Annotated in this window: 16 protein-coding genes, 1 pseudogene and 1 riboswitch; of the genes and pseudogenes, 5 read left to right on the top strand and 12 right to left on the bottom strand. The window is 66.0% G+C overall.

Going from position 1 to position 13705, the window contains the following annotated elements:
* Window positions 1–55 precede the first annotated feature (55 nt).
* From F6Q13_RS15460 to F6Q13_RS15450, 3 genes and pseudogenes are all read right to left on the bottom strand, one after another.
* A pseudogene (locus F6Q13_RS15460) lies at window positions 56–160 on the bottom strand (DUF1348 family protein); the annotation flags it as partial.
* Window positions 161–350: 190 nt separating this feature from the next.
* Window positions 351–533 (bottom strand): hypothetical protein, encoded by a 183-nt coding sequence (locus F6Q13_RS15455; RefSeq protein ID WP_293058242.1) that lies wholly within the window; start codon window positions 531–533, stop codon window positions 351–353.
* On the bottom strand, window positions 530–1978 hold the full coding sequence (locus tag F6Q13_RS15450; RefSeq protein WP_293058240.1) for an amino acid permease: 1449 nt from the start codon (window positions 1976–1978) through the stop codon (window positions 530–532). Before F6Q13_RS15450 ends, F6Q13_RS15455 begins: the two co-directional genes overlap by 4 nt.
* Window positions 1979–2216: 238 nt before the next feature.
* Here F6Q13_RS15450 and F6Q13_RS15445 point away from each other — a divergent pair, with 238 nt between their 5' ends.
* Together F6Q13_RS15445 and F6Q13_RS15440 are read left to right on the top strand one after the other, a co-directional pair.
* A complete protein-coding gene (locus F6Q13_RS15445; RefSeq protein ID WP_293058238.1) occupies window positions 2217–3437 on the top strand; it encodes an FAD-dependent oxidoreductase in 1221 nt (406 codons plus the stop codon).
* A gap of 246 nt (window positions 3438–3683) precedes the next feature.
* Complete coding sequence (locus F6Q13_RS15440; RefSeq protein ID WP_293058235.1) at window positions 3684–5177, top strand: PE-PPE domain-containing protein; 1494 nt, start codon at window positions 3684–3686, stop codon at window positions 5175–5177.
* 48 nt (window positions 5178–5225) lie between these two features.
* On the opposite strand, the gene F6Q13_RS15435 is transcribed toward F6Q13_RS15440, so the two are convergent.
* Window positions 5226–6200, bottom strand: a complete 975-nt coding sequence (locus F6Q13_RS15435) for a PE-PPE domain-containing protein (RefSeq protein ID WP_293058232.1) — start codon at window positions 6198–6200, stop codon at window positions 5226–5228.
* A 235-nt stretch (window positions 6201–6435) separates the two neighbouring features.
* Window positions 6436–6642, top strand: a riboswitch (cobalamin riboswitch).
* 286 nt (window positions 6643–6928) lie between these two features.
* Between F6Q13_RS15435 and F6Q13_RS15430 the strand changes: the two genes are divergently transcribed.
* Window positions 6929–8557 carry a PPE family protein gene (locus F6Q13_RS15430; RefSeq protein WP_293058229.1) on the top strand — a complete coding sequence of 543 codons (1629 nt, stop codon included), beginning with the start codon at window positions 6929–6931 and terminating at the stop codon, window positions 8555–8557.
* 83 nt (window positions 8558–8640) lie between these two features.
* Here F6Q13_RS15430 and F6Q13_RS15425 read toward each other — a convergent pair whose 3' ends face one another.
* From F6Q13_RS15425 to F6Q13_RS15415, 3 genes are read right to left on the bottom strand one after another with little or no spacing between them, the layout of a single operon-like run.
* Window positions 8641–9069, bottom strand: coding sequence for a hypothetical protein (locus tag F6Q13_RS15425; RefSeq protein WP_293058227.1), 429 nt, complete (start codon window positions 9067–9069; stop codon window positions 8641–8643).
* Between the two features lie 16 nt (window positions 9070–9085).
* The gene (locus F6Q13_RS15420) at window positions 9086–9790 is read right to left on the bottom strand and encodes a hypothetical protein (protein ID WP_293058224.1); all 705 of its coding nucleotides are present in this window, start codon (window positions 9788–9790) and stop codon (window positions 9086–9088) included.
* A complete protein-coding gene (locus F6Q13_RS15415) occupies window positions 9790–10068 on the bottom strand; it encodes a hypothetical protein (protein WP_293058206.1) in 279 nt (92 codons plus the stop codon). The genes F6Q13_RS15420 and F6Q13_RS15415 overlap by 1 nt, the downstream gene beginning before the upstream one ends.
* Window positions 10069–10532: 464 nt before the next feature.
* Between F6Q13_RS15415 and F6Q13_RS15410 the strand changes: the two genes are divergently transcribed.
* Both F6Q13_RS15410 and F6Q13_RS15405 read left to right on the top strand, forming a co-directional pair.
* Window positions 10533–10961 carry a hypothetical protein gene (locus F6Q13_RS15410; protein ID WP_293058221.1) on the top strand — a complete coding sequence of 143 codons (429 nt, stop codon included), beginning with the start codon at window positions 10533–10535 and terminating at the stop codon, window positions 10959–10961.
* Entirely contained in the window at window positions 10958–11173 is a 216-nt protein-coding gene (locus F6Q13_RS15405) for a hypothetical protein (RefSeq protein ID WP_293058218.1), read from the top strand. The genes F6Q13_RS15410 and F6Q13_RS15405 overlap by 4 nt, the downstream gene beginning before the upstream one ends.
* A gap of 33 nt (window positions 11174–11206) precedes the next feature.
* Here F6Q13_RS15405 and F6Q13_RS15400 read toward each other — a convergent pair whose 3' ends face one another.
* The 5 genes from F6Q13_RS15400 to F6Q13_RS15380 form a co-directional block, all read right to left on the bottom strand.
* Window positions 11207–11596, bottom strand: a complete 390-nt coding sequence (locus F6Q13_RS15400; protein WP_293058215.1) for a type II toxin-antitoxin system VapC family toxin — start codon at window positions 11594–11596, stop codon at window positions 11207–11209.
* The gene (locus F6Q13_RS15395) at window positions 11593–11847 is read right to left on the bottom strand and encodes a hypothetical protein (protein WP_293058212.1); all 255 of its coding nucleotides are present in this window, start codon (window positions 11845–11847) and stop codon (window positions 11593–11595) included. Before F6Q13_RS15395 ends, F6Q13_RS15400 begins: the two co-directional genes overlap by 4 nt.
* A gap of 345 nt (window positions 11848–12192) precedes the next feature.
* Entirely contained in the window at window positions 12193–12615 is a 423-nt protein-coding gene (locus F6Q13_RS15390; RefSeq protein WP_293058210.1) for a hypothetical protein, read from the bottom strand.
* A 17-nt stretch (window positions 12616–12632) separates the two neighbouring features.
* On the bottom strand, window positions 12633–13319 hold the full coding sequence (locus tag F6Q13_RS15385; protein WP_293058208.1) for a hypothetical protein: 687 nt from the start codon (window positions 13317–13319) through the stop codon (window positions 12633–12635).
* Window positions 13319–13597, bottom strand: a complete 279-nt coding sequence (locus F6Q13_RS15380; RefSeq protein WP_293058206.1) for a hypothetical protein — start codon at window positions 13595–13597, stop codon at window positions 13319–13321. Before F6Q13_RS15380 ends, F6Q13_RS15385 begins: the two co-directional genes overlap by 1 nt.
* Window positions 13598–13705 lie beyond the last annotated feature (108 nt).

Raw genomic sequence — 13705 nt, 5'->3', positions numbered from 1 at the left:
AATCACCAGACATCACGGATTAGAACCCGACGTCCCAGCTTGGTGGCGTAGAGCCCACCTTCTCCGGATCGCGGGTATTCCAGGCGTCTTCGGCAGCCTGAACCTTCTGCAGAGCGCTATCCAGGTCGAAGGGCGGCAACGGCGGGACCGGCTCGGACATCGGGTGTGCCTCCTGGGCGGAAACTGCCGTCGAGTGGGTGTCACTGACGGGAGATGACCTGCGGAAGATCTCTGCCAATTTATCGACGGTAGCGCGGGCGGGTCGGCGGCTGCGCGAACCGGACCGGGTTTCAGCCTGCGGTGAGGGCGGGTGGATACGCGGTCCGCAGCGCCCTGAGCCGGGGCAGCCGTCAGGAGAAATCGCCGAATGCCAACGCGAAACCGACCGCAGCGATCAGCGCGGCCACCCCATAGCCGATCATCGACCACCATCCGGGGTGCACGTAGGCGGTGACTGCGACGATCGCGATGGCGAGAAAGACCAGCAGCATTCCGTACAGCGGGGGATTAGCAGCATAGCGATTGCGGCTCAACGCTTCACCTCCTCGGCGGTGTCCATCACCCGGCGCCGCACCAGGTACCAGCCACCGATCAGCGTAGGGATGCCCGCGGCCACGGTCGAGCTGACCCAGGGGCCGCGGCGACTATCGAGCATCATCAGCACCAGCACGGCAGCCAGGAAAGCCAGCGTGAGATACCCGCTGTAGGGCGCCAGCGGCATCCGAAACCGGGGGCGCGGCGCGCCGCCGGCACGGGCTATCCGGTACAGCCGGATCTGACACGCGACGATCGTCGCCCAAGCCGCCATGACGCCCAAAGCGGCAATATTGAGCACGATTTCGAAGGCCTGTCCCGGTCGGACCGCGTTCAGCACAACCCCGAAAAGCCCGATCACACTGGTCAGCAGGATTCCCCCGTAGGGTACCCCGTTTTTCGACATGCGCGCGGTGAATCGGGGGCCGCTGCCACTCATCGCCAGCGAACGCAGAATGCGGCCGGTGGAATACAGGCCGGCATTCAGGCTGGAGAACGCCGCGGTGAGCACCACCGCGTTCATCAAGGTGCCGGCGCCGCCGAAGCCGACTTTGGAGAAGAACGTCACGAATGGGCTTTCGTGTGCTTTGTAGGCGGTGTAGGGCAGCAGCAGCGCCAGCAGCGCGACAGAACCGACATAGAAGATCGCGATGCGGGCCACCACCGAGTTGATGGCGCGGGGCATGACTTTTTCCGGCTCGGCCGTTTCGCCGGCCGCAGTCCCGACCAGCTCGACAGCGGCGTAGGAGAATACGACGCCGGAGGTGACGAGGACCAGTGGCAGCAGTCCGGTGGGCAGGAACCCGCCGTTGTCGGTCCACAGGCTCAACCCGGTTTCTCGACCCTCGATCGTGAAGCGGCCCGCCAGGTAGATGGTGCCGACGATGAGGAAAGTTATCAGCGCCATGACCTTGATCAGCGCGGCCCAGAATTCCAGCTCACCGAACACCCTCACCGAGATCAGGTTCATCGAGACCACCCCCAACAGGGCAATCAGCGCCAATGTCCACTGCGGGATCACGCGGAACGCCGGCCAATAGTGGAAATAGTTGGCGATCGCCGTGGTGTCCACGATGCCGGTCATCGACCAGTTCAGGAAATACAGCCATCCGGCGACGAACGCCGCTTTCTCCCCGTAGAACTCGCGCGCGTAGGAGACGAAGGAACCCGACGACGGGCGGTGCACTACCAGCTCGCCGAGCGCGCGCAGGATGAAAAACACAAAGCAGCCGCACACCCCGTAGACCAGGAACAGCCCTGGTCCGGCCGACTCCAGCCGACCGCCGGCCCCCAAGAACAGCCCCGTGCCGATCGCGCCGCCGATCGCGATCATCTGCAGCTGACGCGGTCGCAGATCGTGGTGGTAGCCCTGGTCCTCGCGGGTAAGGAAGTCCGGGACTGCCGTTCGCGCCGCCGACGGCGGGTTGCTGGACAGCGATGACATCGGATTCCTATCTGGTGGCTGGGCGCAAACGCCGCGACACGGGCCGACCCGATTACCGGGCCGCTGCAAAGGCTATCGGACCGCCTCACAGGTGCCGCGTGCGGCGCGCCTGCGACCCGAGAGCCTGTCGGCAGGTCGAAGCTGGCCGCTGGACCTGCACCGACCTTGCCGGCGAACGGCGCCGGGGATACCACGTGCCAGAGGTCTCACCCGCGACCGGTGTCAGTACTGTCAGGCCATGGCGCGAGTTCTTCGGACGCGGGTCTGTGTTGCGGGCGGAGGTCCCGCCGGGCTGGTTCACGCATTGCTGCTGGCCCGTGCCGGGATCCCGGTTGTTGTGTTGGAAAAGCACAACGACTTCTTGCGTGACTTCCGCGGTGACACCGTGCATCCGGCCACGCTGCGGATCATCCACGAGCTGGGGTTTATCGACGAGTTCCTGCGTCTGCCGCACACCAAGATCGATCGTGTCGCCTTTGACGCCGACGGTTCGCTGCGCACCTTCGGCAACTTCAGCGCCCTCAAATGGCTGGGCTTCAGCCAGCCCTATGTCGCGTTGATGCCGCAGTGGGATTTCCTCGACTTTCTCGCCGAAAAAGCCTCTGCCTATCCGGAATTCACCTTAATACGCAGTGCCGAGGTCACAGAGCTGATCTTCGACGGCGATCGGGTGGCCGGAGTGCGCACGCCTGAACTGGAAGTGCGGGCCGAGCTGGTGGTGGCCGCGGACGGGCGCACATCGGCGGTGCGGGCCGCGGCCGGCCTGCAGATCGCTGCGGCGCACTCTCCGATGGATGTGCTGTGGTTCCGGCTGAAATGGCGCCCCGGCGATCCCGAGGAGCCGTTCGCGGTGATCCGCAAGGGCTTCGTCATGGCCATGATCTACCGCGGTGACTACTGGCAGGTCGCGTATCTGGTGCCGAAGGGGGCGAATCCCCGGAACGGTTCACTCGAGGCGTTCAAGAAGCGTCTGGTGTCTGTGCGACCGCAGCTGCGTGAACAGCTTGATGACCTGCGTTCCTGGGATGACACCAGCCAGCTCGATGTGCGGGTGGACCGGGTTACGACTTGGTGGCGTCCGGGCGTGCTCTGCATCGGCGATGCCGCCCACGCCATGTCACCGGTCGGTGGCGTCGGCATCAACCTCGCTGTTGCCGATGCGGTCGCCGCCGCTAACATCCTTTGCCTCCCGCTGCGCCAAAGCCGTGTGACCAATCGCGATCTCGCCAAGGTACAGCGCCGGCGAGAGCTGCCCACCCGGATCATTCAGGCCGGTCAGGTGTTCATCCAACACGCCGCGATCGAGCCCTATTTGAGCGGTGACCTGTCCCCGTTTCGCATCCCCAAGGTCGTCGGCCGCGGCCCGCTGCAATTCATTCCGCCGATCGTCATCGGGCGCGGCTTCCGCCCCGAGCATGTCCGCACCCCGGACGTCCATGCCCCCCAGATCAAAAGTTGAACCTTGTGAGTCATGCCGCGCCAATTCGGTTGGAGATTAGTTTTTTTCGACTGTTCTCGCGGGCTGAGTGCCGCGTGTTTAGCAGAGGCCACCCTGGCAGTCCGGCACCGTCAGGAGGAAATCCCGGTGTTTCGTTACTGAACGACACGACTCTTCGTGCGATACTGGCCGCGTCACGACAGCCATCTCAGATTGGTAACCGACCAAAAGCGCTGTCTTGAAGCTCACCGTCTCCGGGAGGCAGCAATGGTGGCCTTGAAGCTGCTTTGGCCGATTCCCGGGATGCTGGCGAGCGTCGGCGCCGGCCTATTGACACTGAGCTCGATGATGGCGCCGGTCTTCGCGTATGGGGACGCACCAGACGGCACCGACCCCGCACCGGGGAGCATCGGGTTGGTGATGGGCGGCACCGGGGAGCCGATTCCCGGTTCCGCATACGTGGACGTAGTAAGTGCTGTCTACATCGAACCTAGGACCGCTTTTCCGGGGCAGCCTACTTTCCCGGGCACCACGTACCCCGGGACGTTGGCGAACGGCTTGGTCACGCCCGAGAACGCATATCCGCTCACCGGCGTCAACAGCTTGCCCCTCAGCACATCGGTGTCTGAGGGCGTCACGATTCTGAACAACTCCATCCAAGCCAATCTCGCCGACGGAGATACTTCCATCGTGTTCGGCAGCTCGCAGAGTTCGATCATCTCCTCGCTGGAAATGGAGGCGCTCGACCCGTCCGGCACGCCGAGTAGCTTGCCGGTGAACTTCGTGTTCATCGGTAGCGAAATGAATCCCAACGGCGGCCTCTTTGAGCGCTTCGTCGGCTTGGACGTCACGAGTTTGGGGATTCGCTTCTACGGCGCGTTCCCCACCGATGACTTCACCACCGTCAGTTACACGGCGGAATACGACGGCTTCGCCGATTTCCCGCGGTACCCGATCGATTTTCTGTCGGACCTGAACGGGTTTGCCGGATTTCTGTTTTTGCAGTATCCGGTCACGTCTGCGCAACTGGCTACGGCTATCGAATTGCCGACATCGGGCGTCACCGAAACCACCTACTACATGATCCCCACCACGAATCTGCCGCTGTTGGACCCGGTGCGCGACATCCCGATTATCGGGAACCCCATCGCCGATCTGCTGCAGCCGGACCTGACGTATCTGGTGAACCTGGGCTACGGCGACCCGCTCTACGGCTGGTCGACCAGCCCCGCCAATATACCCACCCCGTTCGGGCTGTTCCCGAGCCTCAGCGATATCCAGCAGCTCCCCGGGCTTCTGGTCAGCGGAGCCGAGCAGGGCATCGAGAACTTCGTCGGCGATTTCATCGGTACCGGACCGAACCCGGTGACGTTGTCGCTCGGCTCGCTGCTGGATCCCTCGTCGGCGACGACGGGTGCGACGAGCGCACTGGCTGAGCTGTCGACGGGATTGTCGGCTCTCGTCAGTGATCCCGCCTCGTCTCTCGCCGATTTGGTCAACACGCTTTCGAGTGTGGCTTCGGCCGCCTATGGCGTTCTGCTGCCGACGGTAGATATTGCCAATGCCCTGCTGACCAGTCTGCCCGCGTATGACGCCAGCCTCTTCGTGGACAACGTGGCGGCCGGTAACCTTCTTGACGCTGTCGGTTTGCCGATCGCGGCCGACGTGGGCGTGGGCACGTTTGCGGCCGGCATCGAATTCGATGCCGTCGCCAGTGCGGTCTCGACGATCATCGGCGACCTCGCGAGCCTCGCCCCTTAACGGCTGAGAGCCAATCTCTTTAAATGCCGGGTGCGCGCACGGCTCAGGTCAGAACATATTGCCCAAATTCAGTAGCAGAGAATCCAATACGCTTTGGAATAGTCCGCTGCTGGCGACCCCGTGTTCGATGGCGCCGATCCAAGCGTCAAGGTTATTGATGTTGTCGGAGATGTCGACATAGGTGAGGTCGCTGTTGGTCGACGTGGTCGCGTCAGCGATCTGCGCCGGCGTCAGCCCCAGGTACTCCACGTGCTGGACGAACAGGCGCACGATCGGATCCAGCAGCCCTCCGGCAGTGAAGTCCTGCTGGAAGTCGGCGACCCCGTCGGTGTCCAGCGTGTAGATCGTCGCCGGGTACAGATCGTCCGGCGTCACGTTGCCGAGCACCCCGTCAAGGTCGAGATTGGTGACAATGGAGTTCGCCAGGCTCGGGCCGAATGTCGCGTCCAGGGCGGGTTCCAGGTTGGGCCATATGCCGGTCGGGGCAGACGGATCGCCGATGAACACGAAGTGCAGATCGTCGCTGGGGATGCCGGCTGCTGCGAGTCGGCTCATTGCGATCGACTCGGCGGTGGCGCTCTGCGAGTACCCGAAGACCGTCAGCGGGTGCTCGGCGTTGAAAGCGCCCGGATCCGCGTTGAATTCGTTCTCCACGGCCAGCACGACGTCGGATGCGGCGGTGAGACTGCTCGGGCCCTGTTGGATCAGCTCGGGCGTGGTCAGGACCTGCAGCGGGGCGCTGCACGGGTTGGTCCCGACCATGTCGCACACCGTCGAGTAGGTCGCGCCATCGTCGAAACCCAAGGGGTGCAGATACAGGTCCTCGACAGCTTGCGCGAAAGCGGTCGACGGCGTGGGTTCGGTCGTTCCGCCGAGGATGATCGCTGTGTCGCTGCCGGCGAGCGGGTCGTCCGCCGACAGCAGAGTCACGTCGGCGCGGGCGGGTTGGTTGATCGGCGCGCCGGCCGCGGAAACGATCACGCCGACGGCGGTCACGCTCGCGAGCATCGCGTATGCCTTCACGCCCGCACTCCTTTGCTCGCATCGCTGATCGCCTCTTCTTACCTAAAGTTGCTCGTGGATTCAAGGAGTTCCTGCCGACCGGGAGATTCGGTCATGGGAGGACTACCTGCACTGGCAGGCTGCCGGCCGAGCAATCTCGTCGCCGCAGGCGAGGATCGGTGGCGGCACGCTCGGTCGTCAAGCTAGTATTCACCACGCAGCTGGTCTGCCAACGAGGCATGCGCGTCGGAGGCATCGAGCGGTGCGCGCTGCTGTTAGGCGCATCGTGAGAGGGAACCCGGTGTGAATCCGGGACTGTCCCGCAGCGGTATGCAGGAACGACCGCCGTCATCGGCACTGGTCCACAGCAGATGTCTGGGGCTGGGAAGCGACGGCCAGTAGGAGCACCGTTTTCGGTGTGTGCCTGTGAGTCCGAAGACCTGCCAGTTGCGCCGGGCGCGCCGCGTCCGGCAGCGCGTCGCCTCGCGGATTGGGCGGATCGCCGTTAGCGGGCGCCGGTTGATCGGTGCCTTGATCAGCTCTGGCGGCTAGACGTCTCGTCGGGCGGCGAGCATCCCGTCGTATGCCCAGGGGCGTCTAATGACTTCTCCACTGTTTGCCGCGGCCATGCTCGGCGCGACCATGCCATCGGCCCGAACCGGGAACTCGGACGAGCCGTCGAGAAATATCGGCCGGGCACACTCAGTCGCGCCCGATCGGTGCCCGTCACTGATTGCGGTAGGTCCGCGATGAGCGCGCCGATCTGGATGGCCTCGCCACCGGAGGTCCATTCGGCGTTGCTGAGCAGTGGTCCGGGGCCGGGTTCGTTGCTGGCGGCCGCGGGAGCATGGAGTGCGCTGAGCGCCGAATACGCGTCGGTGGCCGACGAACTGGAGGCAGTCCTGGTGTCGGTGCAGGCCGGGGCGTGGGACGGGCCCGGCGCGGAATCCTATGTCGCCGCGCATGCGCCGTATTTGGCGTGGCTCAGGCAGGCCAGCGCCGACAGCGCGGCGATGGCCGCACAGCACCATACCGCGGCCGGCGCCTACACCGCCGCGTTGGCGGCCATGCCCACACTGGGCGAATTGGCCGCCAACCACGCCACTCATGCGGCGCTGGTGGCAACCAACTTCTTTGGCATCAACACGGTACCGATCGCACTCAACGAAGCTGAGTATGCACAAATGTGGATTCAGGCCGCTACCGTGATGAGCACCTACCAGGGCGTGACCAGCGCGGCGGTGGCGGCGGCGCCGCAGACCATGCCCGCACCTGCGATCGTGAAATCCGATGCGGCAGCAGCTTCCCCGCACGCGAGCTCCGGACCGGATTCGATCTTCAATTTCTTCGCACAGCTTGACCGGCTCATCGATCAGATTCTCGGTCCCAAGCTCACCGGCCCGCCCTACTATGTGGGCGAACCATTTTACGACTTTGAAAGTCTTGCGAATCTACAGAGCATCATCGCCTACATTCTCAGCCCACCAGCGAATTTCACCACCGGGCAACCATTGAACCTCCTTGGGGCAACCAAATCCCTACTGTCCTTGCCCGGCATCTACTGGTCCGGGTACGAAGGGGTGATGGCGGCGATCGGGAATAACACGCCGCTGTTGATTTTCGCCTCAGGGGTCTATGCGCTCGAGGTCTTCTTCGACTGGAGTACCCAGCTGCTGCAGTATCTGTACTTCGTGGCCACGACGACGCCGGCGCTGCCGATGGCTGCGGCGCTTCCGGTGCTGGTCGCGCCCACGGGTGCTGTCGGCGGCTTCGCGGTTTTGTCGGGGCTGGCCGGCCTGGCTCATACTGCCGCGGTGCCGCTGCCACCGCTTGCGGCGTTCACCCCGGCTTTGAGCGCGCCCCTGCTCCCGTTTGTGAGCACCGCGTCGGTCGCTGTCCCGGCGCCAACTCCTCCCGCGCCCGCGCCTTCCGCGACCCTCACGCCGGGCGGACCCGCAGCCGCACCACCACCAGCGGACCCAGGGCCGTTTCCCTACCTGGTGGGTGATCTCAGCATGCGTTCGCAGACAGCAGGGGGCGCCGGGGCCAAGAAAAAGGCGCCGGAGCCCGAGGCCGCCACAGCCCCGGCAGCCGCAGCGGCGACTCACGAGAAGGCCCCAGCGCGCCGACACCGGCGAGCCAGGGTGAGCCAACTCGGCCGCGGCTATGAATACCTGGATCCGGATCCGGAGCCGAGCGTCACAGTCTTAGATCACGGTGCGGGACCATTTGGTGTTTCCGGTGCCCGGCCTACCCAGTCCACCACCGCCGCAGCGGGATTGGCCACACTGCCGGCCGACGACTTCGGCAGCGGCCCGAGAACGCCCATGATGCCCAGCAACCGGGGGCGAGACCTGGACCAGGGCGAGCGACGTTGATCAGCCGTGGCTGTCGGTTCCGGGCACAGCCCGCGTGGCGGGCTGTCGCCCTGATAGCCGTACTCCGGCTAGCTTTGCGGTGATCAGCCCCGACGGTGGCGTTCGGCCGCCTCGCGGTCGTAGTCAGCCTTGGTGTAGGTCTTAGCGGCCTGCCGATAGCGTTCGGCGTCCTGGAAGGCCAGATCCAGATCGGTATCGGTCTCTGATTCGCGCAGTTGGTTGAAAAGCCCGATGTCCATTGCGTAGATGCCCGGGATCGGCTCCTGCAGGTGGCGGGCGCACACGGCCTCGTACTCGGCGTACCACCCGGGCCGCCCGATGGAGGCCTCCTGCAGTCGGCGTAGCGCCTCGTCTTCGCTCGGCGCACTCACCGTCCAGTCGCGGCCCGGGTGCCAGGCGACCCACTGGTCACCACGTTGCTCGACCTGGGCAACGCTCAGGAAGGCCCACCGCGAAAACGGCCCGGTCGGGCTGTCGTAGTCAGGCGGCCGGTAGTTGTGCGGCTCGGTCATGGCTGCCTGGCGAATCTCACGGCGTGACGCTAAGGTCGCGCGGACTCCACCAACTACGGTTTCGACGTGCGTCCATAAACCACTCCCAGCACATGAATCCGCCCCCGGCGGTGTAGGGCTCGCAGACGATCACTCCACTGGAGGCATCCGGCGGTATCTGGTTGTCGACGGGCTGGACGTCAGTACCGGACCCGGCGAAGCTCAGCTGCCCGAATCCGGCGGTGGCGGTTTTCAACTGGGCGCTCAGTTCGGTGTCGGCTGCGACCAGGGCGCCCACCCGGTGGCGGATGTAGCCTGCGTGGGCCTGCGCCCGGGCCATCCGCTCGATCTGCTGCTCGCGGCTGGAAGCCGGGCGGGCGTCGGTGACGCTGTAGTCCTCGCCGACGGCGAACCCGTCACGCTCGGCGTCGCTGATCGCTTCCAGCGCCAGAGCGGTGCCGGCAATCAGCCGGTCCTGGCCCAGCCGGGCGATCATCGCGGCCTGCGACCAGGCCGACGCCCGGGTGCGCACCGCGACCAGGTCGGTGGCGGCATGCTCGGCCGCCGCGGTGCCGGCCGCGCCCTGCCAGTCGATGCCGCCGGGGGCGGGCACCGCGCTCGCCAGTTCGCCGAACACCGATTCCGCTGTCGCGCCGAGGCGCTCCCACCACTGGGCGGCGTGTCCCAAGTGGGTGAAGCTGGCCATGCGCAGCTGCGAGCGGGTCGGCAACCCCGGCCGCATCAGGACACCAGCCCGTGCAGTGCGCGCACCGAGGCGTCCTCGTGAGCGGTGTAGGCCGCCGCCGCGCTGTTGAACCCGGCGGCTGAGGCGCCCATCCGTGCGGTCATCACCGCCAGGTCGGTGCGCGAGGCCACACAGGCGGCGTTGACCACGCCGGCGTTGGCCTGCCACGTTGCGGGCGCCAGCGGCTCAGCAGCAGCGGCGGCCGACAAGTGGCTTGCCAATGCCTGGGTGTGCGCGGCCAGCCGGTGCAGCCCCGAGGTCGACACCACGAGCATTATCGCCCCGCCTTCAGCCCGGCCGTGCCGCTATCGGGCACGATCGCCATCGTTGCTTCGTGGTCGTTACGTGTCCCCGAAGCTCTCTCATGTGACCGGGCTGTCGCACCGATCAGACCACTTAGCCTCCCATTGGCGCGGCCGCCGGTTGGCGTCACCATCCAGCCGTTTGTCTGATCGATGCTGCCGTCGACATGGCTGATCCCGATTCCGGGCATCATGGCAGCCACCGCTGCTCCACTGCCCAGACTGGCTCCCACGCCCAGCGGGGGACACGACAACTCGACATAGGCCGACATTCCTTCTTGCCTTCTTGTAGACGGCTTCGTGATTGTCACGCACCGCCCCGTGCCTGACAAGTCAGGGCACACGCCGCCGGCTTTTCCGATTGTGAGCGCGGTCAACAGCCCGGTGTCGGGATGTTCATCGCGCAGTGGTGGTTGCGGCTTATGGCGGCCGTCTTGATGCTTGCCCCAGTGCTGGCCGACCCGCCTGCCGCCGCGGAGGACAAGCTTGCGTTCGGCGGTGGGGCCGGCATCATCGTCGACGGCAGCTATTGCACCCTGACCACCATCGGCCACGACCGCGCGGGTGAGCTGGTCGGGTTCATCGCCGCCCACTGCGGCGGACCCGGCGCCCAGGTCGTCGCTGAGGGCGCCGAAGACCGCGGCCCCCTCGGCACCGTCGTAGCCGCGAGCAACGAACGCTTGGACTACGCGGTGATCAAATTCGACCCGGCCAAGGTGACCCCGATACCCAACTTCGACGGCTTCATCATCAACGGCATCGGCCCCGGCAACGACGAGTGGCACCAGCCAGCGCGCAAACTCGGCGCCGCCACCGGTTACATCTGCACCCGCATAATGTCTTTCCCGGTCCGGGTGCGGGTATGAACTTTTCAGGGCTCTTTCAGCCTGGCGATGACGGCGGCCCGGTCACCTCCGATGACCTGCTGATCGCGATGATCCACAACGGCTGGGTGATCCCCGGCTGGCCGGGCAATGCCGATATTCCAGTTACGAATTTGATTAAGTTCAGCGCGATCCTCGATGACGTCAACAGCAACGGCGGCCCGGGTGCCGGGTTCACCCCGGTCCCGGCCTGAGACCGCCGCCCGGGATGGAACGGGCACAGATGATCAGCGGACACGCACCTCGACGTTGTGGCCGCGGGAGCGCGCCAGTCGCGTGTCCCGGGTCAGGATCGGGCACTCCAGCGCCTCGGCGAGCGCCACGTAGGCCGCGTCGTAGGCGCTGAGATTGTTGCGAAGGGTGAATGCGCGCAGACGAAGGGCTGCGCTGCTGGACCACCGCCGGATGGGCAGGGCATCGAAGTCGGTCAAGGCGTCGTGCGCCCTGGCCGTGCTGAGCTGCCCGCCCAGGGTCAACCCGCGCAGGGCGGAGACGACTTCGAAGTCCAACAGCGTCGGGGCATGTAGCTCCTCGTCGGCGAGGTCGGCGCGTAGCTCTTCGGCGCCCTCGAAACCGGTGAGCGCGTCGACAAGCGCCGCGCAATCGACGACGATCACCCGCGGTGGCGAGCCAACTGCTCGTCTCGCTGCTCTCGAGCGACGTCGACGACCTGGGCTGCCGACCCGCTGGCACGCTCGGCGCGTTGCGCGGCACGCTGAAGGACTTCGGCGACCGTGGGGCGGCTGACCTCCCGGTCGATCAGCTCGAGCAGGTAGGCGTTGAGCGACTGGCCGCGGGCGGCCGCCCGCGCTTTGAGTTCCCGCCGGGCTGCGTCGGGGACGTTGCGGATCTGCAGCAATGAGCTCATGCATCCATGATATCTCAAAATACATATAGATTGTATTTAAGTCCGGTAGCGAGCCTCTCATCCATGACCTGCGTGCCGATCCGTCAGTTCGGAGATGATGAGATCGACGGGCGGAAGGCGATGGTGCCGGCGCGGGCGAGTTGACACTGCGCATCGAGGGCGCGCCGCTCGACCGCGGTGTCGATGTGCAGCATCGGCAATGCCGTCAGCTCGTTCAGCAGTTCGTCGCGAGTGCAGCAGCGCACTGGGGCCGGACCCGGGCAGTTTGCGCGCCATGGTGATCGCACTCGGGGATCCTCCTTCTTATCCGGGATCAGAAGGTGCCCCGCGGCAGCTCCCGGGCGATCAGCCCCGACGGTGGTCGCGCTCGGCCGCCTCGCGGTCGTAGTCGGCCTTGGTGTAGGTCTGGCCTAATGCGCGGCGGCGCTCGGCCTCCTCGAAAGCGCGCTCTGTTTCGGCGACGCCCTTGTGTTGCCGCAGATACCGGAACAGTTCGGTGTCGAGTGCGTAGACGCCCAGGATCGGCTGGGCAAGATGGCGCTCCAGGATGTCGAGCGGGGTGCCGGTTGCATCCTCCCCAGCATTGCGCCGCCGAGTGATCTCTTCGCCGAGCTTGTCATCGAGCGCCTTTTTGGTATCAGCCGTGACATACCAGTCGGCTTCGGGGTATTGGGCTCGCCACGTTCCGTCGTCTTGCTGGGTGATCTGAGGTCGGATGTGTAGGGCATATTTCTCGTATACGGATTTGTCGACCTCGGGGGAATTCATGTGCATGCCTCCTCAATTCAGTCCGGCCGCATACCGCTGAAGTCCACCGGACTGACCCACCGGAAAACGCCGTAGCCGGGTAGGACCTCCACGCACAGGAAGTTCTGGGAACTGAACTCCGTGCACAAAACCGGACCCTCGGGCAGCGGGGGTCCCGGCAGTGTTGGCGGCGACTCGGCGAAGCTCAGCTGCCCGAATCCGGCGGTGGCGGTTTTCAACTGGGCGCTCAGTTCGGTGTCGGCTGCGACCAGGGCGGCCACCCGGTGGCGGATGTAGCCTGCGTGGGCCTGCGCCCGGGCCATCCGCTCGATCTGCTGCTGGCGGCTGGAAGCCGGGCGGGCGTCGGTGACGCTGTAGTCCTCGCCGACGGCGAACCCGTCACGCTCGGCGTCGCTGATCGCTTCCAGCGCCAGAGCGGTGCCGGCAATCAGCCGGTCCTGGCCCAGCCGGGCGATCATCGCGGCCTGCGACCAGGCCGACGCCCGGGTGCGCACCGCGACCAGGTCGGTGGCGGCATGCTCGGCCGCCGCGGTGCCGGCCGCGCCCTGCCAGTCGATGCCGCCGGGGGCGGGCACCGCGCTCGCCAGTTCGCCGAACACCGATTCCGCTGTCGCGCCGAGGCGCTCCCACCACTGGGCGGCGTGTCCCAAGTGGGTGAAGCTGGCCATGCGCAGCTGCGAGCGGGTCGGCAACCCCGGCCGCATCAGGACACCAGCCCGTGCAGTGCGCGCACCGAGGCGTCCTCGTGAGCGGTGTAGGCCGCCGCCGCGCTGTTGAACCCGGCGGCTGAGGCGCCCATCCGTGCGGTCATCACCGCCAGGTCGGTGCGCGAGGCCACACAGGCGGCGTTGACCACGCCGGCGTTGGCCTGCCACGTTGCGGGCGCCAGCGGCTCAGCAGCAGCGGCGGCCGACAAGTGGCTTGCCAATGCCTGGGTGTGCGCGGCCAGCCGGTGCAGCCCCGAGGTCGACACCACGAGCATTATCGCCCCGCCTTCAGCCCGGCCGTGCCGCTATCGGGCACGATCGCCATCGTTGCTTCGTGGTCGTTACGTGTCCCCGAAGCTCTCTCATGTGAGCGGGCTGTCGCA

The organism is Mycobacterium sp. (assembly GCF_008709575.1).
Classification (GTDB): Bacteria; Actinomycetota; Actinomycetes; order Mycobacteriales; family Mycobacteriaceae; genus Mycobacterium.
The sequence above is the reverse complement of the archived record's forward strand: the minus strand, read 5'-3'. Positions and strand labels throughout refer to the sequence as shown.

What these genes read in the sequence shown, in the direction of transcription:
- F6Q13_RS15390 (WP_293058210.1), bottom strand. Translation starts at nt 12,615, where the DNA reads ATGAATTCCCCCGAGGTCGACAAATCCGTATACGAGAAATATGCCCTA.
- F6Q13_RS15425 (WP_293058227.1), bottom strand. Translation starts at nt 9,069, where the DNA reads ATGACCGAGCCGCACAACTACCGGCCGCCTGACTACGACAGCCCGACC.
- F6Q13_RS15415 (WP_293058206.1), bottom strand. Translation starts at nt 10,068, where the DNA reads ATGCTCGTGGTGTCGACCTCGGGGCTGCACCGGCTGGCCGCGCACACC.
- F6Q13_RS15410 (WP_293058221.1), top strand. Translation starts at nt 10,533, where the DNA reads ATGCTTGCCCCAGTGCTGGCCGACCCGCCTGCCGCCGCGGAGGACAAG.
- F6Q13_RS15405 (WP_293058218.1), top strand. Translation starts at nt 10,958, where the DNA reads ATGAACTTTTCAGGGCTCTTTCAGCCTGGCGATGACGGCGGCCCGGTC.
- F6Q13_RS15380 (WP_293058206.1), bottom strand. Translation starts at nt 13,597, where the DNA reads ATGCTCGTGGTGTCGACCTCGGGGCTGCACCGGCTGGCCGCGCACACC.
- F6Q13_RS15430 (WP_293058229.1), top strand. Translation starts at nt 6,929, where the DNA reads ATGAGCGCGCCGATCTGGATGGCCTCGCCACCGGAGGTCCATTCGGCG.
- F6Q13_RS15385 (WP_293058208.1), bottom strand. Translation starts at nt 13,319, where the DNA reads ATGCGGCCGGGGTTGCCGACCCGCTCGCAGCTGCGCATGGCCAGCTTC.
- F6Q13_RS15395 (WP_293058212.1), bottom strand. Translation starts at nt 11,847, where the DNA reads ATGAGCTCATTGCTGCAGATCCGCAACGTCCCCGACGCAGCCCGGCGG.
- F6Q13_RS15420 (WP_293058224.1), bottom strand. Translation starts at nt 9,790, where the DNA reads ATGCGGCCGGGGTTGCCGACCCGCTCGCAGCTGCGCATGGCCAGCTTC.
- F6Q13_RS15450 (WP_293058240.1), bottom strand. Translation starts at nt 1,978, where the DNA reads ATGTCATCGCTGTCCAGCAACCCGCCGTCGGCGGCGCGAACGGCAGTC.
- F6Q13_RS15440 (WP_293058235.1), top strand. Translation starts at nt 3,684, where the DNA reads ATGGTGGCCTTGAAGCTGCTTTGGCCGATTCCCGGGATGCTGGCGAGC.
- F6Q13_RS15445 (WP_293058238.1), top strand. Translation starts at nt 2,217, where the DNA reads ATGGCGCGAGTTCTTCGGACGCGGGTCTGTGTTGCGGGCGGAGGTCCC.